The organism is Leucobacter sp. NPDC077196 (genome assembly GCF_040687075.1).
Classification (GTDB): Bacteria; Actinomycetota; Actinomycetes; order Actinomycetales; family Microbacteriaceae; genus Leucobacter.
In genome coordinates this window covers 74,460-101,243 of the sequence record NZ_JBFBML010000003.1, presented here as the reverse complement: position 1 = coordinate 101,243, position 26,784 = coordinate 74,460, and the positions used below count along the sequence as shown (strand labels likewise).

The following is a 26,784-nucleotide window of genomic DNA, read 5'->3' as shown; positions in this document are numbered from 1 at the left end:
TGTCATTGATCGAAACGCTATGCCTGGCTTCACCGGAGAGGCATCATAGGAGAACCCTTGGTGTGTGCCACGGGCTGAACGAGGAGGACGCATGGGCATCGATGATCTCACCGCAAAGGCAAAAGAGTTTCTTGCCGACAACCGTGTTTCGGAGGCCTTGAAGAGCGAGCAGGCCGAAGATGTCAGCGACAAGCTGCTCGACAGCGTCGCCGACGCCGCGAACAAGGCCACCGGCGGCAAGTTCGAGGACAAGATTGCAGACGCCCGCGACGCTGCGGATAAGGCGATCGGAAACGAATAAACAATGCTCGGGACGCGGCCACGCTGGCGCGTCCCGAGCTCTTTCGAGCGAGGCAGGCTCTTCGCGAGAGGGCGCGCCAATAGGAGACGCGTCATCGAGACCGGCAAGAATACTGGTCTATGGAAGTATGGTCATTCTGGACTGATGTGCGGGCCGGAAAAGACTCTACGCTGAGTTGTGACACATTTCCCAGAAGAACCAGGTCCACGATGACCGAAACTGCACCCGTCTCGGAAGGCGGACGACGCACGAAGCTTCACCAGCATCGCAAGAGCCCCGCGAACCGATGAGGGCTGCGGATCGCGGTGCCCTGATCTTCGTCGCACTGCTGTGGGGCGTGAACTTTGTCGCCGCCAAAGCCGCGCTTGAAGCCTTCACGCTGTGGGAACTGCGGGTCATCACCTTCGGGGGAGCCGCTGTGCTTCTGTTCGTCGTCGCGCTGTGCACGCGCGCCAGGCTTCGCATCGGTTCACCCCGCGACTTGATCCGTTTGCTCGTTGCGGGGACGTTCGGGATCGGCGGATTCGGGTTGTTCTCGGCGCTCGCGCTGCTTCACACCACCGCGGGTCGCGCAACGATCTGCGTGTACACCATGCCGCTCTGGGTGGTGCTTCTGGCGCGGTTCGTGCTGCACGAACCGCTCACGGCGAAACGGATGTGCTCTCTTGTCCTCGGAGCGGTGGGTCTGGCGATACTCGCGTGGCCGCTGCTCGGTGGTGGCGAATGGCTCGGTCCACTTTTCGCACTGGCTGCTGCAGTGAGCTGGGCCGTGGGTACCGTGTATCTGAAACGCATCGACGTGGACGCTCCGCCGATCACCACGACGACGTGGCAGCTCGTCGCTGCGACGGCCGTGTCATTGGTCGGGCTCGTTCTCGACCCCAGAGACTCACCGTTTGAGATGACCGGAAGCGCTCTCGTCGGATTGACGTACAACGCGCTCCTCGGGACCGTGGTCGCCTACGTGATCTGGTTCGGTCTTCTCCAGCGCATTTCTGCCGGAGCCGCAGGCCTCGGCAGTCTCTTGGTGCCGCTCTTCGGCGTGGCGGCATCCTTCGTGCTTCTCGGAGAAATTCCCACAATCGCCGACATCGCGGGGCTCGTGCTCATTCTCACTGCTGCGTCGATACCCCTCGTGACTCGCGCGACTGGTTCAGACAGCCGTGTAGCCGCCGTCGATGAGGTAGTAGGCGCCCGTGACGAACGAGGCGTCGTCTGACAGTAGGAACCGCACGACCCTGGCAATCTCTTCGGAGCGACCGAGGCGGCCGAGCGGGTGCTTGGCGACCAGTCCTTCCTTGACCTCGGCCGGGGCTCCGGCCAGGAGCGGCGTATCGATGTAGCCGGGGCCGACAGCGTTGATGCGCAGGCCGGCCGGGCCGTACTCGGCCGCAGCGTTCTTCGTCAGGCCGACAACCGCGTGCTTCGTGGCGGTGTATGCGGAGTTGCCGGGCGCTGCAACTGTGCCGTGAATCGAGGCCATGTTGACGATCGCACCCTCGCCTGCTCCAGCTTCCAGAATCGCCGGAATCTGGTAGCGCAAGCCGTATGCAACCCCATTCAGGTTGATCCCCACCACGGTGTCCCACCCGTCGAGATCGAGCTCGCCAGTCGGTGCGGCAGGTCCGCCGATGCCCGCGTTGTTGAACGCGTAGTTGAGCTTCCCGTACGTCTCGACGGCGAACTCCACAGCCTTGCGGCTGTCCTCGGCGTTCGCGGTGTCGCCCTGGATTGCCACCGCGGTCCCGTCAGCGGCCGTGATCTCGTCGGCGACGCGCTGAGCCGCGTCGAGCTTGATGTCCGTGATGACGACCTTCACGCCGTGCGCCGCAAGCTCCTTCGCGGTGGCCTCTCCAATGCCGGATCCGCCACCCGTAACGATCGCAACCTTGTCTGCAAATGCCATGTGTTGCTCCTCTACGTCCCGATCCACGGACCGCCTGCGCGTCGGATCGCGAGACTGTGTTCGCCAGCATGGATCGCTGCACCCAGCTTAATGAGGATCGGCTCGACCGGACGCCATGGTTCGGGAACCGGACACCATCGGTCGGGAAATGGGCTATGCGGACTGTGGCGATCGGCTGGTCCATGTTGATCGTGGCTGGGTTCGTTCGTGTCCCGGCCGGTATTGCATTCGTCGTGTTCTGGGCGTCGTTGATCGCAGGGCTCGTGCTGGCCGTGGTATCGCTGGCACGCCGCGAGCGGCCGGCTTGGGCGGCTTGGACAATGGGGCTCATCATTGCGACCCCGATCCTGTTTGCAGTATTGGCCGCTACGGCCATGAGTATCGCCGGCGCGTTCGCCTGACTCAGGAAAAGCTGTTTCACGCTGAGAGGAGCTTCCGGGAGGTCACTTGCCTGCTACTGACTCATGACATCGAGCCTGCGATCGACATCGTTAGGACTTCGGCGAATCCCGTTGTTCATTTCCTCACTGGCCGTGGTGGTGTGATCTCAGAAATTCCGATTACCCCAGAGGACATCTTGACGTTCTCTGAAGTGCGCCGACAGAACATCGATAACGCGACGGATCCGATTGTCAGGTGCATTTATGCCCGTTCCTGACTTCGACTACTCACATCTTCTTAACGGGCTGAACGACCCCGGAGCATCACAGCAAGGTTTGATGCCACGGATGTGGAGTATGAGAAGGTCCAACTGTTCCGCATGCTTAGGGTGTGCCGCGCAGCGTCCCCTCTCGCCTGGTCGGTGCGTTCTCGCGATAGCGTGCGCGGCGGAAAATCCATCCGTTGCGTGCTCGGCGACGAACACACTATGCACGGCAAAAAATGATCTGCCGATTGAGAGGCGACGACGATGGCGAAATCGACCGCACCAACGACCAAGTCGAAGAACCGCCGCTGGGTCTGGGCCCTGTGGAGCGCGCTCGCCGGCGTTGTGAGCGCTGCGGCGTTCCTTGCCGTCGCTGAACTCGTCACTCTGCTCGTCGCCCCTGAGAGCAGCCCGATCCTCGCGGTCGGGTCGTTCGTGATCGACATCGTGCCGCAACCGATCAAAGAGTTCGCGATCGCGACCTTCGGTGAAGCCGACAAGGTCGTGCTGCTCTGCAGTCTCGGCCTGGCGGTCACCGTCGCCGCCGCAATCGGCGGCATCCTGCAGTTCTTCGCTCGCCCGTTCGGGCTCGTCGTCCTCGTCATCGCCGGAGCGCTCTCGACCGCCGCGACCGTCACCCGTGCCGGTGCATCGGTGCTCGCCGCCGCCCCGCCGGTCCTGGGAACCCTAGTCGGCTGCGCCATGCTCATCCTGCTCATCACCCGGCTGCGCGTGTGGTCGGGTGACGCGGTCGCGGGTTCCGCGGCTCGGACCGGGTCGCCTGACGCCGAGGCACCCGCAGCACGCGAAGTCGGCCGACGGTCGTTCCTGATCGTCACTGGCGCTGTGGGCCTGTCGGCCGTGGTTGTCGGCATCGGGGCTCGCCTGCTCAACGCCACGAGCGCCTCCATTGACGCCGCCCGCCGCGAGTTGCGGCTGCCTGAGCCGCGGACGACCGTCGCGATCCCCCAAGGCGCCGAGTTCGAGGTCGATGGTCTGTCACCGCTCATCACCCCCAACGCCGACTTCTACCGCGTCGACACGGCTTTGACGGTGCCCGCGGTCGACCCCTCCACATGGCGGCTCGTGATCGACGGGATGGTCCGCAAGCGGGTGGAACTGAGTTTCGACGACCTCGTCGGCATGGGGCTCGACGAGTATTCGGTCACGCTCACGTGCGTTTCGAACGAGGTCGGCGGCGGGCTCGTCGGCAACGCGATCTGGCAGGGCGTCCCCATCCGCGACATCCTGAAGATGGCCGGGCCTCAAACAGGAGCCGACATGGTGCTCTCGCGCAGCGTCGACGGCTACACGGCATCCACCCCGCTCGAATCGCTCACCGACGACGGGCTCGACGCGATCTTCGCTGTCGCGATGAACGGCGAGCCGCTGCCCCTTGAGCACGGCTTCCCCGTGCGCATGGTCGTGCCCGGCCTCTACGGCTACGTCTCGGCGACCAAGTGGGTCACCGAGCTGAAGGTCACGACGTTCGACGCCGACGAGGCGTACTGGACACCTCGCGGATACTCCGCGCAGGCGCCCATCAAGTTCGCCTCGCGCATCGACACGCCTCGTACCGGAAAGCCGGTCGTGGCGGGCACAGTCGCCGTTGCGGGTGTCGCGTGGGCCCAGACCGTCGGCATCGATCGCGTCGAGGTGCGGATCGACGACGGTGACTGGCAGTCCGCCACCCTCTCGAATCCCATCAACTCCGACACCTGGGTGCAGTGGATGATGCCGTGGGAGGCCACCGCCGGAACCCATTACGTCGAGGTGCGGGCCATCAACAAGAACGGCGAGACCCAGACCGAGGAGCGCGCACCGATTGCCCCCGACGGGTCGAGCGGTTGGCAGCGGGTACTCGTGACGGTCAGCGCCTGACCGTCTCCTCCTCACCGTCAGATCGACATGTCAGCCATACTTGGCGATCACCGAATGCCAGCTTTGAGCGGAAACGCAACATGTCCGCATGTGAACGCACGCGCCCGCGAACAGGCCACGCAAGACGTGCTGCTCGCCCCCCACTTCGCAGGTCTCGCAGCACCAGCAGCAGGCGTCATCGGCGGGGCGGAGGCACCGAGGCACCGCCTCAGCGCGGCTGCTCTGGGGAGGCTCGTTGGAAAAGACGCAGCGAGTATGAGTCTCAAACTGAACGGGCACCGTAAGTGGAGCCTCGATGACATGAAGGCTGTTGCCGTTGCCCTAGATACGACAGTCGGTTACCTGATTGGTGAGACCGACGACGATCGCCGCCCCGAACATCTCCGGAGCATGAAAAAGGCTCCCACCGCTGATGCGATGGAAGCCAATGTTGCAGTGCCCCCGGAGGGAATCGAACCCCCGACCTACGGTACCGGAAACCGGCGCTCTATCCCCTGAGCTACGGAGGCGAGCATGTGCAACCCCACCAGCCTAGCGCAATTCGAGACACCGTTCGCACGTGCACGGTGGACGAGCCTTGCTCATGCGCCGAGTAGAATTGATCCTCGTGACGCCACAAGAACTCTCCCAAGCTCTCGCCGCTATTCTCGCCGACCTCGTTGCCGCTCGCGGATCCGACATCGTCGTGACGGAGCAGGACACGCAGGTGGAGCGACCGAAGAATCGCGACCACGGCGACTGGGCGTCGAACGCGGCGATGAAGTTCGCGAAGCGCGTGCGAGCGAACCCGCGCGAGCTTGCCGAGGAGATCGTGGCGCGCGCGCTCGAGATCGACGGCATTGCGAAGGCCGAGGTCGCAGGCCCCGGGTTCATCAACCTCACGCTCGACGCTGCGAGCGCGGGGGAGACCGCTCGCCGCGTCGTCGAGCAGGGCGAGACCTACGGTCGCACCGACACCCTCGCAGGTCAGAACATCAATCTTGAGTTCGTCTCGGCGAACCCGACCGGCCCTCTGCACATGGGCCACACGCGATGGGCCGCTCTGGGAGATTCGACGGCTCGCGTGCTGCGCGCGGCCGGTGCGCGGGTGACGAGCGAGTACTACATCAACGATGCCGGATCGCAGATGAACAAGTTCGGGCGCTCGGTGCTCGCGGCAGTGCTCGGTGAGCCGGCCCCGGAAGACGCGTACCCCGGCGCCTACATTCAGGAGCTCGGACGAAAGGTGCGCGAGCAGCTGCCCCATGTCGTGGAGCTGGCCGCACGGGATCGCGACGCGGCGCTCGAAGAGGTGCAGGAGGCCGCCTACCAGATTCAGCTCGCCGAGATCAAGGATTCACTCGAGCGCTTCAACGTGCACTTCGACGTCTTCTTCTCGGAGCGCTCACTGCACGAACCAGGCGCAGACGGATCGCCGAGCCCGATCTCGGCCGCCGTCGACCGCTTGCGCGAGCAGGGGTACGTCTTCGAGGAAGACGATGCGATCTGGGTGCGCACCACGGCCTTCGGCGATGACAAGGATCGCGTCTTCACGCGCGGCAACGGCATTTACACCTACTTCGCTGCCGATGCCGCATACTACCTGTCGAAGATGGACCGCGGGTTCGGCGAGAAGATCTACCTGCTCGGCGCCGATCACCACGGGTACATCGGCCGCTTGACCGCGATCGCCGGTGCGGCGGGCGACAACATCGAGACCGACGTCTCGGTGCTCATCGGCCAGCTGGTGAACCTCGACGGCGCACGTCTCTCGAAGCGCGCCGGCAACATCATCGAGCTCGATGATCTGCTCGAGTGGCTCGGCGCAGACGCGCTGCGCTACTGGCTCGCGCGCTACCCGGCCGATTCTCCGCTCGCGCTCGATGGCGAGAAGGTGCGCAGCCGCACGAACGACAACCCGGTGTTCTACGTGCAGTACGCTCACGCCCGCACCTGCGCGGTGGATCGCAACGCCGCAGCCGCCGGCATCGACCGGAGCGCGTTCGCGCCGGAGCTGCTGACGCACGCGACCGAGACGGACCTGCTCGGCAAGCTGCAGCAGTATCCGGGCATCGTTGCGGGAGCGGCAGAGCTGCGCGAACCGCACCGCGTCGCTCGATACCTCGAAGAGCTTGCTGCCGCCTATCACCGCTGGTACGACAACTGCCGCGTGATCCCGCTCGGAGACGAGCCGGTCGAAGATCTGCACCGCACGCGACTGTGGCTGAACGACGCTGCGGGCCAGGTGCTGCGCAACGGACTCGACCTCCTGGGTGTTTCTGCGCCTGAGCGCCTCTGACGGGCCGACTCATGGTGGATGCGGAGCGGAACGGGTCACGCTGGTGGACCAGGCTGATCATCGTAGTGGTCGTGGTCGGATTGCTCGCGGGAGCTGCTGAGCTGGCGCTCAGGCTGATCATTCCCGGGGTGGTTGCTGGTGCGGTGCGCACGCAGCTGGATCTCACAGACGATCACCCGGTCGATGTCGCACTCGGCGGATCCGCATTGCTGAATGCGTTCCGGGGCGGTGTCGGCGATGTGACCGTCGACGTGCCTGACGCCCCGCTCGTCGAGGGCGTGCAGGCGGATGCCACACTGCACGCAGATCTGGTGCCGTTCAACCCGACTTCGGGTGAGATCTCCGATGCGGTGATCGAGCTGCGCCTCGATAAGGAGCAGCTCGGACCCGTCATCGAGACCGTGACGCAGGGTGTCGCCCAGTCGGGAGAGGTGCGAGACGGAGAACTCGTGGTGGGCCGCGCGCTCGATGCCTTCGGTCAGCAGGTCAACCTTTCGGCACGACTTGGTGTGCAGGCTGTCGACGGCGCGGTCGAGATCAATCCGCTCGGGCTGCAGGCTGCGGGATTCGACTTCTCGGCTGAGCAGCTGGCGCAGGCCACGGGAACGCTGCTCGATCCGATTCTGCAGCCGCAGACGGTGTGCATCGCAGATCAGTTGCCCGCGGGTGTGACGCTGACCGACATCGAGCTCTCGAGCACGGGAGCCGTCACGATTCGCGCTGACCTCGCTCCGGGAATCTTGTCCGATCCCGATCAGCAGGCGAAGGGCGTCTGCGGCTGAGTCAGAGCCCGCTCGCGCGCAGCGCGAGCCAGGCTGCGGAGCGGTCGTCTGCGCGATCGAGCACGAGACCGGTGAGTTCCTCCACGCGTCGGATGCGCGCGACGAGGGTCTGCCGGTGAATGCCGAGTCGTGCGGCGCTGGCGCGGTGCGCCCCGTTCTCGGCGAGAAACACTCGCAGCGCGCGGGTGAGCGCTCCGTGCTGGCCTGACGACTCTCTGAGAGGCTCGAGCAGGCCGGTGAGCTGAGCTGCCGCAGCTGTGCCCAGAGCGGAGAGTACGAGATCGACCGAGGGCAGCTCGGCATAGCGAACGGCGGGCCTGCTGTCTTCGAGTGCGGCGTCCAGCGCCTGGTGCGCCTGTTTCGCCGTGCTGGAGAGCGAGTGCACCGGGGCCGGGTCGCCGACTCCAATGTGTACGCGCAGCCCCGCGATCGGGGCGAAGGAGCGCACGCGGTCGGTCAGTTGCGGCGCGAGCTCATTGCGAACGAACCCGCGAATGTGCCCGTGGTCGGCTGCGAACACATGCTCTGCACCGAGTTCGTCGAACCAGCGGCGGAGCAGTCGCTCGAGGTCGATCGTGCGCGTTCGCGTACCCACCTCGAATGCTGTGAGCGTGCGCTCGTGCACGCCCCATCGATGCAGCAGAGCCTCGGCGCGCTGGCCGCCGTCGACGAGGATGTCGATGAGTGCGCCGCGTCCCAGGTGCTCGGTCAGCGTGGGATCGTGACTGCGCAGCAGCAGGTCGAAGAGCGCCGCTGCGAGCGATGAGAGATCGCGTGCGTGGCTCGTGCGGCTCGAGCGGGTCGCGATCACGAGCGATCCTGCGAGATCCTGCTCCGAACCCACGCGGTGCAGTTGCAGCCCGTCGTGACGCACGCGTACGGGGCGCCCGAGCGCGAACGCCGCCGCGTCCGACACGTGGAGTCTTCCGGCTCCGGCGCTCGCGATGACCTGGCCATGCGCATCGAGGAGCACCGCCCACCCGTCGATGCGGCGCGCGAGCTCGGCGATGACCGCCGTCACGCCGCCACGCCGGGCGACCTGCGTGAGTACGTTCATCCCCGCCGTCACGAGACGGTCGGCTGCAGCGCGGTCATCCGCGATGAGCGCGAGCAGGCCGCTGTGCAGTGCGGTGCCGGAGAGGCGGGTTCCGAGGATCGCCGTCATGCCGTGACGAGCGAGGGCCGACCGGAGCTCGGTGTCGTCTTCCGGTGAGACGAACACCGCGCCCGGCAGCGCGTTCGAGGCCGGACCCGGTGTCGTGAGAGCGGTGAGGAGGACCTCGCGGTCACCCGTCACGAGTGTCGCGTAATCCGGATTGCCGATCACAACCAACGCCTCGACACGGGCGACGCCGTCGACGGGGGTGCGTTCCGGCAGACGAGCCGTCACGCAGGTGCCGCCGACGGCGCGCCTGACGGCGGAGAGATCAAGGGCCACAGGAAGAGCGTACCAAGTGTCGATGGCGCGATATCGAAATCGACACATGGTGCGATGACAGGCACCCGATCGGGTCCGTAGCATCCTTACGTCGCCGGCGTGGTCGAACCTGTGCACCGCGCCCCGGCCATCCGACGAAGCGAACGAACGAAGGAGTGCAGCATGCAGGCTGTCGTGTTCCGTAACCCCGAGACCCGCGCAGAGGTCACCGAAGTCACCCTGGACGCCCCCAAGCGGGGCGAGGTGCGGGTGAAGATCGCTGCCGCAGGCGTGTGCCATTCCGATCTCCATGTGAAGCGCGGTGAATGGGATGCGCCCGCGCCGATGATCATGGGGCACGAGGGCTCGGGCGTCGTCGTCGAACTCGGAGAAGACGTCACGTCGCTGGCCGTAGGCGACCACGTCGTGCTCAGCTGGGTGCCGCCGTGCGGTGAGTGCCGCTACTGCCTGCAGGGTCATGAGGCCCGCTGCCAGAAGGTCGTCGAGGTCAACAACGCGCACGGGTCGCTGTTCGACGGCACCTCTCGCCTCAGCCGCACCGAAGACGGCGAACCTCTGCGCCACTACCTGAGCGTCTCCTCGTTCGCCGAAGAGGTCGTCGTGCCCGTCTCGGGCGCCATCAAGGTGCGCGACGACGCGCCGCTCGACGTCATCGCGGTCGTCGGGTGCGCGGTGGCCACCGGTGTCGGCGCGGTGCTCAACACCGCTGGCGTCGAGCCGGGCGCCACCGTCGCCGTCATCGGGTGCGGAGGCGTCGGGTTGAATGTGGTGCAGGGCGCCAAGCTGGCGGGTGCCGAGCGCATCATCGCCGTCGATATCGTTCCCGAGAAGACCGCCATGGCGCTGCAGTTCGGCGCCACGGATCGCATCGACGCATCGGAGCGCGACGCGGTTGAGCAGCTCTTCGAACTCATCCCCGACGGTGCCGATTACGTCTTCGATGCGATCGGCCGCACCTCGACGACGGAGCAGGCGATCCGCATGCTCGGCCTCGGTGGGGCAGCGGTGATCGTGGGTCTGCCGCCGACCGGCGCGAAGGCCTCATTCGAGCCGCTCGTGCTCGCCGAAGCGGACCAGCGCATCCTCGGCTCCAACTACGGGTCCGTGCGCCCCTCGATCGACATCCCGGCACTCGTCGATCGGTACATGGACGGCCAGCTGAAGCTCGATCCGCTGATCTCTGGCCGACGACCCCTGGCCGAAGCGGCCGAGGCGCTCGATGATCTCGAGACCGGCGGCGTGCTGCGCACGCTGCTCATTCCGTAAGGCCCCGTTCACCCTTCGCACCACGCACTCATAGGAGAGTACTCATGACTCAAACCGCAGCACGGAAGGCCGACGCCGGCCTGCGAGAAGGGGTGATGTCGGGGCCCGAACTGGCGGCACAAGCCATCGCCAGCATCGCCCCGAGCGCCGTCATCGCGTTCACCGCCGCCTCCATCTTCCTCGGAGCCGGCAGCGGCACGATCTTCGCATTCCTGCTCGCCACCGTCGTCATTCTGTGCGTGGGCTACATCGTGTCGATGTTCGCCCGCCAGCACGCTTCCGCCGGCTCGCTCTACACGTACGTGGCGAAGGGGCTCGGGCCCACCGGCGCCTTCGCAGCCGGCGTCGCTCTGCTCATCGGATCCTGGGGCATCGCCGCCGGTTCGCTCGGCGGCGCGGTCTCGTACGCCGCCGACCTGCTCCAGCTGTTCGGCGTTCCCGCAACCGGCACCGTCTGGCTCGTCGTGCTCGCCGTCGTCATCGGCGGGCTCGCGACGTTCTTCACGATCCGCGGCATTCGCATCTCGGCACGCATCTCGCTCGTGCTCGAGCTGCTCTCGGTCTTCATCATCCTGGTGCTCCTCGTCGCCGCACTGGTCTGGCTCGGACCCGAGGCGTGGGATCCGACGCAGTTCTCGTTCGAGGGCGTGCCGTTCCAGGGCGTCGCAGCCGGCATGGTGCTTGGCATCCTCGGGTTCGTCGGATTCTCCTCAGCCGACGCGCTGGGGCGCGAGGCGCGCAATCCGCACACCGCCATTCCCCGTGCCATCATGTGGAGCGCGGTCGCCGTCGGAGTGCTGTACGTGTTCGCGGCGTACACCCAGATCGCCGTGCTCGGCGATGAGCTCGGTGAAGTCGCCAGCCCGCTGCAGGCGATCAACGATCGCATCGGCATGCCCGTCTGGTTCGCTCCCGTGCTCGTGTTCGGTGTCGCGGCTTCCTTCTTCGCGGTCGTCGTCGCACCGCTGAACGTCGTCGGGCGCATCCTGTACGTGATGGGCAAGGAGGGGGTCGTGCCCGAGCGCTTCGGTCGGACGCACGAGACGCACCTCACCCCGCACCGCGTGCTGCTCATCGCGGGCCCCGCGGCCATCGTGCTCGACGTGATCCTGCTGGTATCGGGCACCCACCCCATGGACATCGTGGTGTGGGTCGACACGTACGCCACTTACGGCTACATGGTCGCCTACGCCCTCGTGGCGGTCGCGGGCGTGGTCTACACCCGTCGCCGCGGGATGAAGAGCGCAATGATCACCGTGACCGCAGTCGTCGCGGTCGTCGCGATGGCGTACGTCTTCTTCGCCAACGTGTGGCCGGTACCGGCATTCCCCATCAACATCCTGCCGTACCTCTTCGCCGCCACCATGCTGCTCGCGTTCATCCGCTTCTGGTGGCTGCGCGCGCAGCGCCCCGAAGTACTGCAGCGGATCGGAAACACGCACACCGACATGCTCGAGGGCGTCGGCTGAGGGGGAGACCTTCCGTGATGACCGGGCCGGGCGAGATCCATCTGTTGAGGGGACGCGCCCGGCCTCGTCGCATTCGGCACCCGCGGCATTCCGGCGCGGGTGCGCCACCGGGTAAGCTGGACGGGTTCGTTCAGAGACAGGGTCTCCGTGCGCACGGCTTCAGGGGCCAATCCGGGTCCGCTCGCCATCGGCTGCTCGTTCGCAGCCCGCGAGCACGACGGACCCCAGGCAGACCGACCCGAGGCAGATCGACCCCAGGAGCGACGATGGCACAGGTGAACCCCGCTGGTGCGACACCAGCCGCCGACCCGAACAGCATCGACCCGCGCGTCTTCCCGCCATCGGCGCGTCGCGGGAGCGAGTGCCGCCAGGTGAAGCTCGGAGGGGTGCGCGCAACCGAGCTGGTGGAGCAGTACGGCTCGCCGCTGTACGTGGTCGACGAATCCGCCGCCCGCGATCGGGCCCGCGAGGTGCGCGTCGCTCTCGAATCCGAGGCCGAGCGCATCGGAACGAGTGCGACCGTGTATTACGCCGGCAAGGCGTTCCTCTGCGTCGAGGTGGCGCAGTGGATGGCCGAAGAGGGCCTCGCCATCGACGTCGCAAGCGGGGGAGAGCTCGCCGTCGCGCTCGCCGCGGGTGTGGACCCGGCGCGCATCGGCTTCCACGGCAACAACAAGTCGGAGCGGGAGATCGCGCGCGCGGTCGAGGCCGGGGTCGGCACGATCATCATCGACAGCGAGCTCGAGACCGAGCGCATCGCCCGGGCGGCAGCGGCGGCGGATCGCCGCCAGCGAGTACGGCTGCGCGTCAATAGCGGGGTGCACGCCTCCACCCACGATTTTCTGGCGACCTCGCATGAGGATCAGAAGTTCGGCCAGCCTCTGAACGAGGCCCCGCGACTCGTGGCGGCGATCCTCGCCCATGACAGCCTCGACTTCGTCGGGCTCCACTGCCATATCGGCTCGCAGATCTTCGCGACCGATGGCTTCCGCGAGTCTGCTCGGCGTCTGCTGGGCGTCTATCCCGAACTCGAACGCCTCGCCGGCACACCGATTCCCGAGCTGAACCTGGGCGGCGGCTTCGGCATCGCCTACACGTCGGCGCAGGCTGACCAGGCTCCGGATGTGGCCGTGATCGCCCGCCAGCTCGCCGACATCGTCGCCGAGACGTGCGCGGAGACGGGCGTCGCGATTCCCCGCCTCGCCTTCGAACCGGGGCGCTCCGTCATCGGGCAAGCCGGGGTCACGCTGTACACGGTGGGCACGACGAAGCCCGTGCAGCTCGCCGGGTCCGATGCCGCGGCCGACCCCGCGGATCTCGGCTTCCCCGAACGGCTCTACGTGAGCGTCGACGGCGGCATGAGCGACAACGCACGGCCCGCCCTCTACGGCGCCGACTACCAGGTGCGCATTGCGAACCGTGAGAGCGACGCTGCTCCGGCACTCGTGCGCGTGGTGGGCAAGCACTGCGAATCGGGCGACATCGTCGTGCCGCGCGACGTGCTTCCGGGCGACGTGCGGCCGGGTGACACGCTCGCGGTGGCGGCTACGGGGGCGTATTGCTGGTCGCTCTCCAGCAACTACAACTATGTGCCGCGACCACCGGTCGTTGCCGTGTCGAACGGCTCCTCGCGCGTGATCGTGCGGGGCGAGTCAGAGGACGAGCTGCTCGCGAAGTCCGTGATTCCGACGCCGGTGGCCCCGGCGCACGCGGGCTGAGGATCGCCGGCCCTGAATTTTCCCGCCGTTCTCGGCGGATCGAACACGACGCACTATCAAGGAGACGAACATGAATGGTTATCGTGACCTCCGCATCGGGCTGCTCGGCTGCGGCTCGGTCGGCGCACAGGTGGCCCGGCTGATCCTGGAACACGGAGACGAGCTGGCCGCGCGCATTGGAGCGCGTCTGACGCTCGCAGGCATCGCCGTCCGCAACGTCGACGCGCCTCGCGATGTCGAGCTGCCGAGGGAACTGTTCACGACCGACGCCGAACGCCTCGTCCAGGGCTCCGACATCGTCATCGAGCTGATGGGCGGAATCGAACCGGCCCGCACGCTGATCACGCAGGCACTGCAGGGCGGCGCCGACGTGGTCACCGCGAACAAGGCGCTCATCGCGGCGCACGGTCCCGAGCTCTCCGAAGCTGCCGAACAGGTCGGCGCGCAGCTCTCGTACGAGGCGGCCGTGGCCGCGGCGATCCCGATCCTCCGCCCGCTGCGCGAGAGCCTGGCCGGCGACCACATCACTCGGGTGCTCGGCATCGTGAACGGGTCGACCAACTACATTCTCGATCGCATGGATCGCTTCGGCGACAGTGCAGAAGACGCCTCGCGCGTGGCGAGCGAACTCGGGTTCCTCGAAGCCGATCCGACGCTCGACGTCGAAGGCTATGACGCGGCCCAGAAGGCGACGATCCTCGCGAGCATCGCGTTCCACACCGAAGTGCCGGTCGATGCGGTGCACCGCGAAGGCATCACGCAGATCACCGCGGAGCAGATCGACGCGGCGAAGAGCGCAGGGTATGTCATCAAGCTGCTCGCGATCGCGGAGCGTTTGCAGGCCGCTGACGGCACCGATGGGGTGTCGGCGCGCGTCTACCCCGCGCTCATTCGACGCGACCATCCGCTCGCTGCCGTGTACGAGGGGAAGAACGCGGTGTTCGTCGAGGCTGAGGCTGCGGGCGAACTGATGTTCTACGGCGCGGGTGCCGGCGGTGCAGAAACGGCCTCGGCGGTGCTGGGCGATCTCGTCTCTGCTGCTCGCAGGCACGTTGTCGGCGGCCCGGGCATCCCGGGGTCGCTGCACGCAGAACTGCCGATCCTGCCCGTCGGCGAAGTGACGACGGCGTACCAGATCATGCTCGAGGTGCGCGACCAGCCCGGCGTGCTGGCGAGCATCGCCGGTATTCTCGCCGAGCGCGGAGTGTCGGCGGCGAGCGTGGAGCAGACGGCCGCCCGCGGCGCCGAGGGTGATGAGCCGAGCGCGGCTCTCGTCATCGGAACGCACCGCGCGCGCGAGTCCGATCTGGCGGCGACGGTCGAAGCCCTGCGTGCGGCGGACGTCGTCACGGCCGTGACCAGCGTGCTGCGACTCGAGGGCCAGGCGTGAGCGCGGTCGGAAGCGGAGTCGGTCGCACCGTCAAGGTGCGCGTACCCGCGACCAGCGCGAACCTCGGGCCGGGCTTCGATACGCTCGGCATCGCCCTCGCGTACGGCGATGAGTTGACGGTCGTCGTGCGCGACGCGCCCGGAGCGACCGTCACCGTCACGGGGGTGGGAGCCGGCGAGGTGCCCACCGACGAGACGAATCTCGTCGTTCGCTCCACGGCTCATGTCTACTCGCAGCTGGCGCGCGAGATGCCGGGCATCGACGTTTCGGCCACGAACCGCATTCCCCACGGTCGCGGCATGGGATCCTCGGGTTCCGCCATCGTCGCCGGAGTGATGATCGCGGCGGGCTTGCTGCAGAGCGACCCCGAAGCGCCCCTCGTGCTGACCGAGGAGCAGCTGCTCGCCTTCGCCACCGAACTCGAGGGGCATCCCGACAACGTCGCTCCGGCGCTCTTCGGCGGGCTCACCATCGCGTGGACCACCGAACAGGGTCCGCGCTTCAAGCGACTCATGGTGCACCGCGGGGTCGCCCCGCTCGTGCTCGTGCCGAGCTTCACCATGTCGACGGAGCTCGCGCGCAGTCTCCAGCCGAAGCAGGTGCCGCACGAGGACGCAGTCTTCAACGTCTCGCGCTCGGCGCTGCTCATCGCCGCGCTCACGCAGAGCCCCGAACTGCTCCTCGAAGCGACCGAGGATCGCCTGCACCAGAACTATCGCGGTGCCGCAATGCCCGCCACGCGCGACCTCATTGGCGAGCTGCGCTCCGCGGGGCACGCTGCTGTGGTTTCGGGAGCCGGGCCCTCGGTGCTCGTGCTCTCGAACGGGCCGCTTGACCGGATGCAGGCCGCCGATTTCGTCGCGGCGCAACACCCGGATTGGCGCGTGCTCACCCTGGCCGTCGATACCAAGGGTGCTACAGTTGAAACGACCCCTGCGGGCGCGGCGCTCTAGCCACACTCGTCGATGTCCGCTCATGCGGAACCGTGGGTCGTTATCGCACCGTGAACACATCGCACGGTGATCCCGAAGCACAAACGTGCATCACCGCGGGAAGGCGCGCCTATTTGCGCGCGCAGTTCCGACGGCGTTCCGAAAGGAAGAACGTGGAATCCAACGTTGAAGACAACACCACTCCCGCACCCGAGGAAGCCGCCGCGCCGACGCGTCGCCGTGCTTCTCGTCGCGTGAGTGCCGCTGCTGGGGCTGCTGCCCCAGACACCAACCGCTCCGATGCGGCTTCAGGCGCCGCGCCGGCTGCTGAGGCGCCGGCTGCTCAGGCACCTGCGGCCGAGACGCCGGCTGCTGAGGCGCCCGCTGCTGAGGCGCCAAAGAAGCGCGCTACGCGGAGCCGCAAGAAGGCTGAGGCGCCTGCCGCAGAAGCGTCGACCGAGTCGGCGGCAGCAGACGCATCGTCGTCTGCGGCTTCCGCATCCGATGCCCAGAGCGACGAGAAGCCTGCTGCGGCTGCGCCCAAGAAGCGCGCGACGCGAAGCCGCAAGAAGGCCGAAACGGCAGCCGTGGCGCCCACCGGCGACGCCTCGGACGAGTCCGTGGCAGCCGCAACCGACGCGGCTCCGGCGCAGTCGTCGGAGCCCGTGACCGAGGCTTCGTCGCGGGAGACCTCGGCTCCGGAGACGGCGAGCCAGGAGACCCCGGCCCAGGAGACCCCGGCCCAGGAGACCCCGGCGAAGCGCACGCGCAGCCGCCGGGCGACGGCCGCGACCGCCGCACCCCAGGCAGACGCTGCAGAAGCGCGCGCCGCAGAGCCTGCGCAGTCGCCATCGACCGATGACGCTGCGGCGTCGACCGGAGATGCCCGTCAGCGCGATGGCCGGAAGGCCGATGCCTCGGAGTCGTCGGAGCGAACTGAGAAGTCGGAGAACACCGACAACGAGCGTTCGGGGCGCAACCGTCGCGGCCGCGGCCGTGGGCAGAAGAACGAGAACGCCGATGCCAGTGAGCAGACCGAAGCTGCAGCGGCTTCGGAGGACGAGAGCAAGTCGCGCGGTTCGGGGCAGAACGGGAACGGGTCGCAGAACGGCCCGAAGAACGGGGACGCGAAGAACGGCGAGAACTCGAACCGTTCGAGCCGTACCCGCCAGCGCGACCGCAAGCGCCGCGGCCAGGGCGATGACCTCGAGCCCGAGATCACCGAAGACGATGTGCTGCTCCCGATCGCAGGCATTCTCGACGTGCTCGACAACTACGCGTTCGTGCGTACGAGTGGCTACCTTCCCGGCACCAGCGACGTCTACGTCTCACTCGGTCAGGTCAAGAAGTACAACCTGCGCCGCGGCGACGCGGTCGTCGGGGCGATCCGACAGCCGCGGGACAATGACGGTGCGAGCCGTCAGAAGTACAACGCGATCGTCAAGATCGATACGGTGAACGGTCGACCGGTCGACGAGCAGCCGGAAGAGCGAGTCGATATCGCCGACCTGACGGCGATCTACCCCGAGGAGCGGTTGCGCTTCGAGACGACTCAGCAGGGCGTGCTCGGGCGTGCGATCGATCTCGTGGCCCCCGCGGGCCTTGGCCAGCGCGCAGCACTCGTGCTTCCCGCGCACACCGACGGCACCGCGGTGCTCGGTGAGCTCGCCGAGGCGATCAGTGCGAACCGGCCCGACGCCCACCTCGTGCTGCTGCTCGCCGACGCGCAGCCGGAGGAGATCACCCGCTTGCAGCGTTCGGTGCGCGGCGAGGTCGTTGCAGCGAGCTTCGATCGCGGCGCAGAGGATCAGGCGATCATCGCCGAGCTCGCCGTCGACCGCGCCAAGCGCCTCGTCGAGCTGGGCCACGATGTGGTCGTGCTCGTCGACTCGCTGAACCGGTTCGCTCGAGCCTACGCTCAGGCCCAGCACACGCAGAGCCGGCCGGCACTCGACGAGATCGACGAGCTCGCGCTCGGTCAGATCAAGCGTCTGCTCGCCTCCGCTCGCAACGTCGAGAACGGTGGTTCGCTGACCGTACTCGCGACGGTGCAGTCGAAGAGCGGACGTGCGGCAGACAAGCTGCTGCTGCGCGAAGTGCTCGCCGTCGTCAACAGCGAAGTTCGATTCGAGAAGACGGCGCCGGGTCTCGCGCCGGTGGTCGACCTCGCAGCGTCTCGCACACGCAACGCTGAGTCGGTGCTCGCTGCCGATGAGGCTGCGGCGCTCGCGAAGCTCCGCGCAGAGCTCGGCTCCGAGGAAGCGCAGGATCGACTGCGCGAGCGCCTGCGCGACACCGCATCGAACGCCGCCCTCCTCGCAGAGGTGCAGCGCGCAGGCGGCCTGGCGTAGCACGCACGAGCCCGCCCCGGTGATCCGGGGCGGGCTCAGTCGTCGCCGGATGCGGCGGTACATTGGGAGCGGCGACACCATCGCAGCCGCGAGACGTAAGGAAGATACATGTTCGAACAGGTCGAAGGGCTGATTGCGGAACACGCGCGGCTGCAGAACGAGCTCGCCGATCCCGCACTGCATGCTGACGCGTCGCGTGCGAAGAAAGTGAATCGGCGCTACGCCGAGCTCAGCAAGATCAAGTCGGCCCATGAGCATTGGCAGCAGGTGGCCGACGACCTCGAGGCGGCGCGCGAACTCGCCAAAGAAGACGAAGCGTTCGCCGAGGAGGTCCCGGAGCTCGAGGCTGGTCTCGCCGAAGCGCAGGAGCGCGTGCGACGGTTGCTCATTCCGCGAGACCCCGACGACGCCCGAGATGTGATCCTCGAGATCAAGGGCGGAGAGGGCGGAGCCGAGTCTGCGCTCTTCGGTGCTGACCTGCTGCGCATGTACATGCACTACGCCGAGTCCAAGGGCTGGAAGACGGAGATGATCGAGGCCGACGAGAGCGATCTCGGCGGGTACAAGAACGTGCAGATCGCGATCAAGGCGAATCCGTCTGACCCATCGCAGGGCGCCTGGGCGCACCTGAAGTACGAGGGTGGCGTGCACCGCGTGCAGCGCGTGCCCGTGACCGAGTCGCAGGGGCGCATCCACACCTCCACGACGGGCGTGCTGGTGTACCCGGAGGTCGATGAGCCCGAAGAGGTCGGCATCAACCAGAACGACCTCAAGATCGACGTCTACCGCTCGTCTGGCCCGGGCGGGCAGTCGGTGAACACGACGGATTCGGCCGTGCGCATCACGCACCTTCCGACGGGCATCGTCGTGGCGATGCAGAACGAGAAGAGCCAGCTGCAGAACCGCGAGGCGGCAATGCGCGTGCTGCGCGCCCGGTTGCTCGCGCGTCAGCAGGAGGAGGTCGCGGCCGAGGCGAGCGCGCACCGATCGAGTCAGATCCGCACGATGGATCGCTCGGAGCGCATTCGCACGTACAACTTCCCGGAGAACCGCATCGCCGATCACCGTACCGGGTACAAGGCCTACAACCTCGACCACGTGATGAACGGATCGCTCGACGCCGTCATCGAGTCGTGCATCCGCGCCGACGAGGAAGCGCGCCTCGCAGAACTGGGGCAGTAGCGGCGTCGGCTCGCGGCGTCGGCTCGGTACCGGACCGGCGGGGGAGTGCCGGAAGCCGGTACGCTGAACCTATGTCAGATGCAGTGCTGCCGCTCGTAGGTCCCCTGGTCACGCTCCGCGCCCCCGGGGCTGCGGACCTCGATCCGCTCGTCGCCATCCTCGACGAGCCGGAGGTATCACTCTGGTGGGTGGGCTACACCCCGCAACGCGTGCAAGCCGAGTTCATCGATGCGCCCGATGTGACGCGCATCATCGAGGTCGAGGGCCAGACCGCGGGCGCGATGTTCGTGCTGCGCGGCGAGGACCCCGAGTATCCGACGACGGTCATGCACCTGTTCATCGGCACCGCCTTTCGAGGGCGCCGCGTCGGTGAAGAGGCGCTGGCGCTCGCGATCCGCTCCGAGTTCGCCGAGGGGGTCACGCGCGTCACCCTCGACCCGAACGTGAACAACGCCGGAGCGATCCGCAGCTACGAACGACTCGGCTTCCGCCGCATCGGTGTGCTTCGCGACTACCAGGTGCGACCCGGTGGTGCGCTCGAGGATGCGATGTTCCTCGACCTCACGCGCTCAGACTTCCCCGACGGCCCGCCGCTCCCTCCGCGCGACTGAGCGCCGCGCGCGGCGGTAGCATGGCACCATGCGCTCCGCCCGACCGATCCTGCCCTGGGTCGTCTGGGGAACCGCAGCCCTGGCGTACGCGGTCGCCATCGTCAACCGCTCCTCGCTCTCGGCGCTCGGCCCCGCCGCGCAGGAGCATTTCGGCATCGACGCGACAACGCTCGCGGCGTTCCCGGTGATCCAACTGCTCGTCTACGCGGGTCTGCAGATACCCGTGGGCGTGCTGCTCGATCGGATCGGACCGCGGGCGATGATCCTCATCGGCGGCACTCTGATGATCATCGGCCAAGCAGCGATGGCAACGGTGCCTGAGGTGTCGCTCGCCATCGTCGCCCGCGTGCTCGTCGGCGCCGGCGACGCCTGCACCTTCATCAGCGTGATGCGCATGCTTCCGGAGTGGTTCTCACTGCGGCAGTTGCCGACAATCAGTCAGGTCACGGGGCTGATCGGCCAATCGGGGCAGCTCGTGTCGGTCGTGCCGCTCGCCGTGCTCGTCGGTGCCGCAGGGTGGATGGGCGGCTTCCTCGGGCTCGCGGCCGTCGGTCTGCTCGTCGTGATCCTCGGCGTGGTGGTACTGCGCGACGGGCCGGGCGAATCGACCCTGCTCGAACGAGTGACCGGCAAGCGCGGTCGCACGACCGAGAATGCGCGATCCTTCGCAGATACTCCCACGGCCGCGATGGCTGCGGTGCAGCCGCCGGCGACCGAGATGATTCCGGTGATCTCAGAGGTGCGAGTGCGCGGGCTGGGATTCTGGAACCGTGCCCGCCGTCTTCTCCGTCTGCCTGGCGTCAGGTTGGCCTATTGGGTGCACTTCGCCTCGCCGTTCGCCGCGAACGTCTTCCTGCTGCTCTGGGGAACCCCGTTCCTGGTCGGCGGTCTCGGGCTCGATGAAGCTGCGGCGCGCGGGCTGCTGAGCCTGACGGTCATCTCGTCGATGGTGGCGAGCGTGGTGCTGGGGCCGCTGAGCTCTCGGTTCATCGAGCGACGCGTCTGGTTCAATCTCGGCATCACGATCGCCATCGCGCTGGTGTGGACCTCGGTGATCGTCTGGCCGGGCACGCCGCCGCTCGGCCTGGTGCTGGTGCTGCTGCTGATTCTGCCGCTCGGCGGGCCGGCGTCGATGATCGCCTTCGAAGTGGCCCGCTCCCACACGCCGCGCAGTTACGCCGGGTTCGGCACCGGTCTCGTCAACACGGGCGGATTCACCGCGTCGTTGCTCGTGATCCTGCTGATCGGGCTCGCGCTCGACGTGCAGGGCGCGGGATCACCCGAGGATTACTCCCTGCACGCGTTCCAGGTGGCGTTCGCCGTGCAGATCCCGTTCTGGGCGCTCGGAATCGTGATGATCATCGTGGAGCAGCGTCGCACGAAGCGCTGGATGGATGAGAACGGGCGCACGCTGCGCTGAGCCGAAGACTGCACCGAGTTTCGGCACGGCGCTCAGATCACGTAGAAGTCGGCCATGTCGGGCTGCTCGATCGGCGCCCCGCGCCGAGGCCGACCCTGGGCCGGAATGCCGGTGAGCGTGGTCCAGGGCGGTGCCGAGCGCACGACGACCGCGTTCGATCCGATCGCGCTGTCGTGCTCGATCTCGATGTCGCCGAGCAGCTTGGCTCCGGCGCCGATGATCACGCGGTTGCCCACCGTCGGATGCCGTTTTCCCCGATCGTGGCCGGTGCCGCCGAGGGTGACCCCGTGGTAGATGAGCACGTCGTCGCCGATCACTGCGGTCTCGCCGATCACGACCCCCATACCGTGATCGATGAACAAACGGCGCCCGATGGTGGCGCCGGGGTGGATCTCGATGCCGGAGCAGAACCGTGAGATCTGCGAGATGGCTCGAGGAACGAAGCGCAGCCCGCGCTTCCAGAGCGCGTGCGAAATGCGGTGCCACCACACCGCATGCAGGCCGGAGTACACGAAAAACACCTCCGTCGCACTGCGCGCTGCAGGATCATGCGCGCGTGCGGCGGAGATGTCTTCGCGAATGCGGGAGAATACGCTCATTTCGTATCGGGTGTCTGCGGTGTCGTGCTCAGACCGCCTCAGGCATCGAGGTCCTCGAACAGCACGGTCGAGAAGTAGCGCTCGCCGAAGTCGGGCACGATGACGACGATCTTCTTGCCGGCGTTCTCGGGGCGCTTGGCCACCTCGGTCGCAGCCCACACAGCCGAGCCGCCCGAGATGCCGGCGAGAATGCCCTCATCGGTCGCGAGTGCTCGCGCCTTCGCGATCGAGTCTGCGAGCGTCACATCGATGACCTCGTCGTACACCTCGCGATCGAGAATCGGCGGAACAAAGTTGGCGCCGAGCCCCTGGATCTTGTGCGGCCCCGCGGTGCCCTCGGTGAGCAGCGGCGAATCGATCGGCTCGACGGCGATGATCTGCACGTTCGGGTTCTGCTCCTTCAAGTACCCGCCGGCGCCGGTGATCGTGCCGCCGGTGCCGATGCCTGCGATGAAGATATCGATGGTGCCGTCGGTGTCGTTCCACACTTCCGGGCCGGTGGTGGCGCGGTGCACGGCCGGGTTCGCGGGGTTCGCGAACTGCTTCGCGAGTACGGCGCCCGGCGTGTTCGCGGCGATCTCCTCGGCCTTCGCGACGGCGCCCTTCATGCCCAGCGGGCCCTCGGTGAGCACGATCTCCGCACCGTAAGCGCGCAGCATCTTGCGGCGCTCGATGCTCATGGTCTCCGGCATGGTGAGGATCACGCGATAACCGCGTGCAGCGCCGACGAACGCCAGCGCGATGCCCGTGTTGCCGCTCGTGCCCTCGACGATGGTGCCACCGGGCTGCAGGTCGCCCGACTGCTCAGCCGCGTCGATGATGGCGATGCCGATGCGATCCTTCACGGAGCCAGCGGGATTGTAGAACTCGAGCTTCGCGAGCACTTCTGCGCCCGCATTCTCCGTCACGCGGTTCAACCGCACGAGGGGAGTGTTGCCGAAAGCCTGCGTGATGTTGTCGTAGGTCCGTGCCATGGTGCTGCATCCTCCTGGGATCGAATCGTTGCGGGCGCCGGGGCGCCGAGGCCTCTTCAAACTATATCGATCAGTTATCGGTCGCGTTCGCAGACGTTATGCAGCAAGTCGCCGTGTGACACCGCCTCGCCCCGCGTGTGCGTCCCTGCGCCCGCAGCACCGTGCCGATATGGGAGGCTGGAGTCATGCATGACGAACCGCACGCGGCGACGACGGATACTGCACGGGCCGACGTACTGCTGGAGGCGATGCGTCAGCGAATGAGCGCGGGCGGCATCGAGGATCCGGCGGCTGACGCCGAGCTGATTCTCGGACACGTGCTCGGGGAGTCCCGCGGTCGGGTGCAGGCGCTCGCCGTGATGCGCGAGGAGATCCCGGCGCCGCTCGCAGGGGCTGCCGTGGAGCTCACGGAGGAGCGCGCCCGGCGAGTACCGCTGCAGCACCTCATGGGACGGGCGCCCTTCCGGTCACTCGAACTCGCGGTCGGACCGGGAGTGTTCGTGCCTCGGCCCGAGACGGAGATCGTCGCGCAGTTCGCGATCGACGCCCTGCAGCAGGTGCCTGATCCCGAACCCATCGCTGTCGATCTCTGCACGGGGAGCGGGGCGCTCGCGCTCGCGCTCGCGCATGAGGTGCCGCAGGCACGGGTATGGGCAGTCGAGATGAGCCGCGAGGCGATCGCCTGGGCGGAGCGCAATGTCGCGGAGTGGGGCGACGGCCGCGTGTCGCTCGTGCGCGGCGACGTCACCGCGCTCGAGGCGATTGCCGAACTCGCACCGCTTGCCGGTCGCGTGCATGTGCTCGTGTCGAATCCGCCGTACGTGCCGAGCGGTATGGTGCCGCGCGATCCCGAGGTTCGCGAGCACGACCCGCAGCTCGCGCTCTACGGGGGAGCGGACGGACTGGACATCGTGCGGAGCATCAGCCGCTCCGCTCGCGACCTCGTCGCACCCGGCGGCGCGATCGTGCTCGAACACGCGGAGACGCAGGGGCGTGCGATCAGAGAACTGCTGTCTGCAGACGGGTGGCGTGCGGCCGCAACGCATCCGGATCTCACGGGCCGGGATCGGGCGACGACCGCGCTGCGCTGAGAGACCGGGCCGAGCGATCCCGTCGGTCCCGTGCCCAACAGGAGTAGACTGGCGAGCTATGGCCGAGTTCTTCGATTGCTCCGACAGTTCGCAACTGCTCGCCGGAACGCGCACCGCGAGGCAGGCGATCGGGCGAGGCGAACTCATCGTCATGCCGACCGACACCGTATACGGCGTGGCAGCCGACGCCTTCACCCCCGAGGCCGTGCAGCGTTTGCTCGATGCGAAGGGGCGCGGCCGGCAGTCGCCGCCCCCTGTGCTGATACCGAACACGGAGACGCTCGCAGCGCTCGCGGCAGAGGTCGTCGAGCCCGTCCGTGCTCTGGCCGATGCGTTCTGGCCGGGGGCGCTCACCATCATCACGGCGGCGAATCCGCTGTTGAGTTGGGATCTCGGCGAGACCGGCGGCACGGTCGCGCTTCGCATCCCGCACCAGCCGTTGGCGCTCGAACTGCTGCGCGAAACGGGGCCGCTGGCCGTTTCCTCGGCGAATCTGACCGGTCAGCCTGCCGCGCGCACAGCGGCAGAGGCGCGCGAGATGCTGGGAGACTCCATCTCGGTCTACCTCGAGGCCGGAGAGGCCGCGGGCGTTGGGGTGGCATCGACCATCGTCGATGCCACCCATCTCACCGAGGAGGGCGGGGAGATCCGGATTCTTCGTGAGGGCGGCGTCTCGCGTGAGTTGATCGCGGAGCTGTTGCCGCAGGTCGCATTCGGGGAATAGCGTGCTTGCCTACGTGACGGTGGTCGCGGTCGCGGCACTCGTCACTGCGGTCGCCTCCTGGGGAGTGCTTCGGCTCAGCCGACGCTTCCGGTGGGCGCCAGAAGTGCGCGCGCGCGATGTGCACAGTGCGCCGACGCCGCGGCTCGGTGGGGTCGCGATGTTCTTGGGCATCATCGCGGCGTTCGCCGCTGCTGCTGCTCAGCCGGAGTTCGCCTCGCTGTTCGCCCAGCGCACCCAGATGTGGGCGCTGCTCGGAGCCTGCGGCATCATCGCCGTCGTCGGCGTGCTCGATGACCTGCTCGATCTCGACTGGATGATCAAGCTCGCGGCGCAGCTCGTCGCATCGGGGATTCTCGCCTGGAGCGGCATCCAGATCGTCTCATTGCCGTTCGGCGATACGCTGATCATCGGTTCACCGATCGTCAACTTCGTGCTGACGGTGTTCTTGATGACGCTCGTGATGAACGCGGTCAACTTCGTGGACGGGCTCGACGGGCTGGTCGCCGGCGTCGCGATCATCGCGAACTCGCTCTTCTTCATCTACACCCGATTGCTCAGCGAGCAGATCGGCCGCGTGGACTCCGTAATTCTCGCGAGCCTCATCGCCATCGTGATCGTCGGCATCTGCGCCGGCTTCCTGCCGTTCAACTGGCACCGGGCTCGCATGTTCATGGGGGATACCGGGGCGCTGCTCGTCGGGTTGCTCATGGCGACGTCGACCGTCTCGGTCACCGGGCAGCTGAACCCCGCCTCTCTCGATCAGAAGCTGGTGCTCGCGAGCTACATCCCCATCATCCTCCCGATCGCGGTACTCGCACTCCCGCTCGCCGACTTCTCGCTCGCGATCGTGCGGCGGCTTCGCGCGGGCAAGAGTCCCTTCACGGCGGATCGCCTGCATCTGCACCATCGCCTCCTCGATATGGGGCACTCGCCGCTCCAGGCGGTCTGCATCTTCTACGCCGGAACCGCCGTGCTCTCGGTCGCGGTGCTGCTGGTCTTCACCACGCAGAGCTTCGTGCTGCCCCTCGTCGTGCTGGGCATCGGGGGAGTCGGCACCTTCGCGCTGCTGATCTACCCTGCGAAGCGCGTTCGTGCAGCCGCGGCACGGCGGGGCTTGATACCGTTGACGGGACGGCGCACTCGAGCCGGCGCCGCCGGCGTCGATCAGCTCGCGGAGCAGGCGCCCCCGAAAGGATCCCAGAGTGAGTGATCTCGCGCAGCCGAACGAGACCGACCCGCGGCAGATGCCCTCATCCCAGCCCGTGCTCTTGCGGGCCCTGCGCTGGGGGCTGGTCGTCACCGCGGCACTGATCGTGATCTTCGCGGTGATCGGCTACCTCGCGTCGGGCCAGCCCGGTCTGTGGGGCGGGATCATCGGAACAGCTTTGGGCGGGCTGTTCCTCATGATGACGGTCGGCAGCATCGCCTTTGCGAACCGCTTCATCGAGCGCGACTTCTACATCACGGCGTTCTTCGGCATCGTGCTCGGCAGCTGGGTGCTGAAATTCATCGTCTTCATCGTGGCCGTCGTGCTGCTGCGCGACGCGGCCTGGCTCGACACCCGAATCATGTTCTTCGGAGTGATCGCCAGCGTCTTCGCGTCGCTCGTACTCGATGTGATCGTCATCTCGCGGTCGCGCATCCCGATCATCTCGGGCGCACCGCGATCCTGAACCTGTGATACCGACGCTCCGAGTTTCTTCTCGAGCGGAAAGGTTGATACACTCAAATATGTTCCCTGCTGGGCTGGTTGCGCTGTGCCACCGCCGCCCCGGGGGCACGACCACCGTTCGACACCGTGCAGGCTGATGCCGCACCGAAGTCA

The 26,784-nt window shown here is 67.2% G+C and carries 23 protein-coding genes and 1 tRNA gene; 19 read left to right on the top strand and 5 right to left on the bottom strand.

Features of this window, described 5'->3' with window-relative positions; all coding sequences use genetic code 11:
* Positions 1-91 precede the first annotated feature (91 nt).
* On the top strand, positions 92-301 hold the full coding sequence (locus AB0O71_RS05335) for an Rv0909 family putative TA system antitoxin (RefSeq protein WP_363742932.1): 210 nt from the start codon (positions 92-94) through the stop codon (positions 299-301).
* Positions 302-587: 286 nt separating this feature from the next.
* A complete protein-coding gene (locus AB0O71_RS05330) occupies positions 588-1,520 on the top strand; it encodes a DMT family transporter (protein ID WP_363742930.1) in 933 nt (310 codons plus the stop codon).
* On the opposite strand, the gene AB0O71_RS05325 is transcribed toward AB0O71_RS05330, so the two are convergent.
* A complete protein-coding gene (locus tag AB0O71_RS05325) occupies positions 1,455-2,207 on the bottom strand; it encodes a glucose 1-dehydrogenase (RefSeq protein WP_363742928.1) in 753 nt (250 codons plus the stop codon). The two genes, AB0O71_RS05330 and AB0O71_RS05325, sit on opposite strands and share 66 nt — an antisense overlap.
* Positions 2,208-2,389: 182 nt before the next feature.
* Here AB0O71_RS05325 and AB0O71_RS05320 point away from each other — a divergent pair, with 182 nt between their 5' ends.
* Positions 2,390-2,608 carry a hypothetical protein gene (locus AB0O71_RS05320; protein ID WP_363742926.1) on the top strand — a complete coding sequence of 73 codons (219 nt, stop codon included), beginning with the start codon at positions 2,390-2,392 and terminating at the stop codon, positions 2,606-2,608.
* Positions 2,609-3,117: 509 nt separating this feature from the next.
* A complete protein-coding gene (locus tag AB0O71_RS05315; RefSeq protein WP_363742924.1) occupies positions 3,118-4,734 on the top strand; it encodes a molybdopterin-dependent oxidoreductase in 1,617 nt (538 codons plus the stop codon).
* Between the two features lie 436 nt (positions 4,735-5,170).
* Here the strand turns inward: AB0O71_RS05315 and AB0O71_RS05310 are convergent.
* Positions 5,171-5,243 (bottom strand) — tRNA-Arg (locus tag AB0O71_RS05310).
* A 98-nt stretch (positions 5,244-5,341) separates the two neighbouring features.
* On the opposite strand from AB0O71_RS05310, the gene argS reads away from it, so the two are divergent.
* Both argS and AB0O71_RS05300 read left to right on the top strand, forming a co-directional pair.
* Positions 5,342-7,012, top strand: coding sequence for an arginine--tRNA ligase (argS, locus tag AB0O71_RS05305; protein ID WP_363742922.1), 1,671 nt, complete (start codon positions 5,342-5,344; stop codon positions 7,010-7,012).
* Positions 7,013-7,023: 11 nt separating this feature from the next.
* Positions 7,024-7,794, top strand: a complete 771-nt coding sequence (locus AB0O71_RS05300) for a hypothetical protein (RefSeq protein WP_363742919.1) — start codon at positions 7,024-7,026, stop codon at positions 7,792-7,794.
* A 1-nt stretch (position 7,795) separates the two neighbouring features.
* On the opposite strand, the gene AB0O71_RS05295 is transcribed toward AB0O71_RS05300, so the two are convergent.
* Positions 7,796-9,232, bottom strand: coding sequence for a helix-turn-helix domain-containing protein (locus tag AB0O71_RS05295; protein WP_363742916.1), 1,437 nt, complete (start codon positions 9,230-9,232; stop codon positions 7,796-7,798).
* 162 nt (positions 9,233-9,394) lie between these two features.
* Here AB0O71_RS05295 and AB0O71_RS05290 point away from each other — a divergent pair, with 162 nt between their 5' ends.
* The 9 genes from AB0O71_RS05290 (at position 9,395) to AB0O71_RS05250 (ending at position 21,571) form a co-directional block, all read left to right on the top strand.
* Positions 9,395-10,498 carry a Zn-dependent alcohol dehydrogenase gene (locus AB0O71_RS05290; protein WP_363742914.1) on the top strand — a complete coding sequence of 368 codons (1,104 nt, stop codon included), beginning with the start codon at positions 9,395-9,397 and terminating at the stop codon, positions 10,496-10,498.
* Positions 10,499-10,542: 44 nt separating this feature from the next.
* A complete protein-coding gene (locus tag AB0O71_RS05285; RefSeq protein ID WP_363742912.1) occupies positions 10,543-11,967 on the top strand; it encodes an APC family permease in 1,425 nt (474 codons plus the stop codon).
* Positions 11,968-12,233: 266 nt separating this feature from the next.
* A complete protein-coding gene (lysA, locus tag AB0O71_RS05280) occupies positions 12,234-13,685 on the top strand; it encodes a diaminopimelate decarboxylase (protein WP_363742909.1) in 1,452 nt (483 codons plus the stop codon).
* A 70-nt stretch (positions 13,686-13,755) separates the two neighbouring features.
* On the top strand, positions 13,756-15,075 hold the full coding sequence (locus AB0O71_RS05275; RefSeq protein WP_363742907.1) for a homoserine dehydrogenase: 1,320 nt from the start codon (positions 13,756-13,758) through the stop codon (positions 15,073-15,075).
* Positions 15,072-16,028 carry a homoserine kinase gene (gene thrB, locus AB0O71_RS05270; RefSeq protein WP_363742905.1) on the top strand — a complete coding sequence of 319 codons (957 nt, stop codon included), beginning with the start codon at positions 15,072-15,074 and terminating at the stop codon, positions 16,026-16,028. Before AB0O71_RS05275 ends, thrB begins: the two co-directional genes overlap by 4 nt.
* Positions 16,029-16,180: 152 nt before the next feature.
* Positions 16,181-18,358, top strand: a complete 2,178-nt coding sequence (locus tag AB0O71_RS05265) for a hypothetical protein (RefSeq protein ID WP_363742903.1) — start codon at positions 16,181-16,183, stop codon at positions 18,356-18,358.
* 108 nt (positions 18,359-18,466) lie between these two features.
* Positions 18,467-19,540, top strand: coding sequence for a peptide chain release factor 1 (gene prfA, locus AB0O71_RS05260; RefSeq protein WP_363742900.1), 1,074 nt, complete (start codon positions 18,467-18,469; stop codon positions 19,538-19,540).
* A gap of 71 nt (positions 19,541-19,611) precedes the next feature.
* Entirely contained in the window at positions 19,612-20,151 is a 540-nt protein-coding gene (locus AB0O71_RS05255) for a GNAT family protein (protein WP_363742898.1), read from the top strand.
* Between the two features lie 28 nt (positions 20,152-20,179).
* Complete coding sequence (locus AB0O71_RS05250; RefSeq protein WP_363742895.1) at positions 20,180-21,571, top strand: MFS transporter; 1,392 nt, start codon at positions 20,180-20,182, stop codon at positions 21,569-21,571.
* A gap of 32 nt (positions 21,572-21,603) precedes the next feature.
* Here AB0O71_RS05250 and cysE read toward each other — a convergent pair whose 3' ends face one another.
* Both cysE and cysK read right to left on the bottom strand, forming a co-directional pair.
* Positions 21,604-22,170: a serine O-acetyltransferase gene (cysE, locus tag AB0O71_RS05245; RefSeq protein ID WP_363742893.1), complete on the bottom strand. Its 567-nt coding sequence runs from the start codon at positions 22,168-22,170 to the stop codon at positions 21,604-21,606.
* Between the two features lie 38 nt (positions 22,171-22,208).
* The gene (cysK, locus tag AB0O71_RS05240; RefSeq protein WP_363742891.1) at positions 22,209-23,144 is read right to left on the bottom strand and encodes a cysteine synthase A; all 936 of its coding nucleotides are present in this window, start codon (positions 23,142-23,144) and stop codon (positions 22,209-22,211) included.
* A 185-nt stretch (positions 23,145-23,329) separates the two neighbouring features.
* On the opposite strand from cysK, the gene prmC reads away from it, so the two are divergent.
* From prmC to AB0O71_RS05220, 4 genes are read left to right on the top strand one after another with little or no spacing between them, the layout of a single operon-like run.
* On the top strand, positions 23,330-24,235 hold the full coding sequence (prmC, locus tag AB0O71_RS05235; protein ID WP_363742889.1) for a peptide chain release factor N(5)-glutamine methyltransferase: 906 nt from the start codon (positions 23,330-23,332) through the stop codon (positions 24,233-24,235).
* Positions 24,236-24,293: 58 nt separating this feature from the next.
* Positions 24,294-24,959, top strand: coding sequence for an L-threonylcarbamoyladenylate synthase (locus AB0O71_RS05230; protein WP_363742886.1), 666 nt, complete (start codon positions 24,294-24,296; stop codon positions 24,957-24,959).
* 1 nt (position 24,960) lies between these two features.
* Positions 24,961-26,169 (top strand): MraY family glycosyltransferase, encoded by a 1,209-nt coding sequence (locus AB0O71_RS05225; protein WP_363742883.1) that lies wholly within the window; start codon positions 24,961-24,963, stop codon positions 26,167-26,169.
* On the top strand, positions 26,162-26,632 hold the full coding sequence (locus tag AB0O71_RS05220; protein WP_363742880.1) for a 3-oxoacyl-ACP reductase: 471 nt from the start codon (positions 26,162-26,164) through the stop codon (positions 26,630-26,632). Before AB0O71_RS05225 ends, AB0O71_RS05220 begins: the two co-directional genes overlap by 8 nt.
* Positions 26,633-26,784: the final 152 nt, after the last annotated feature.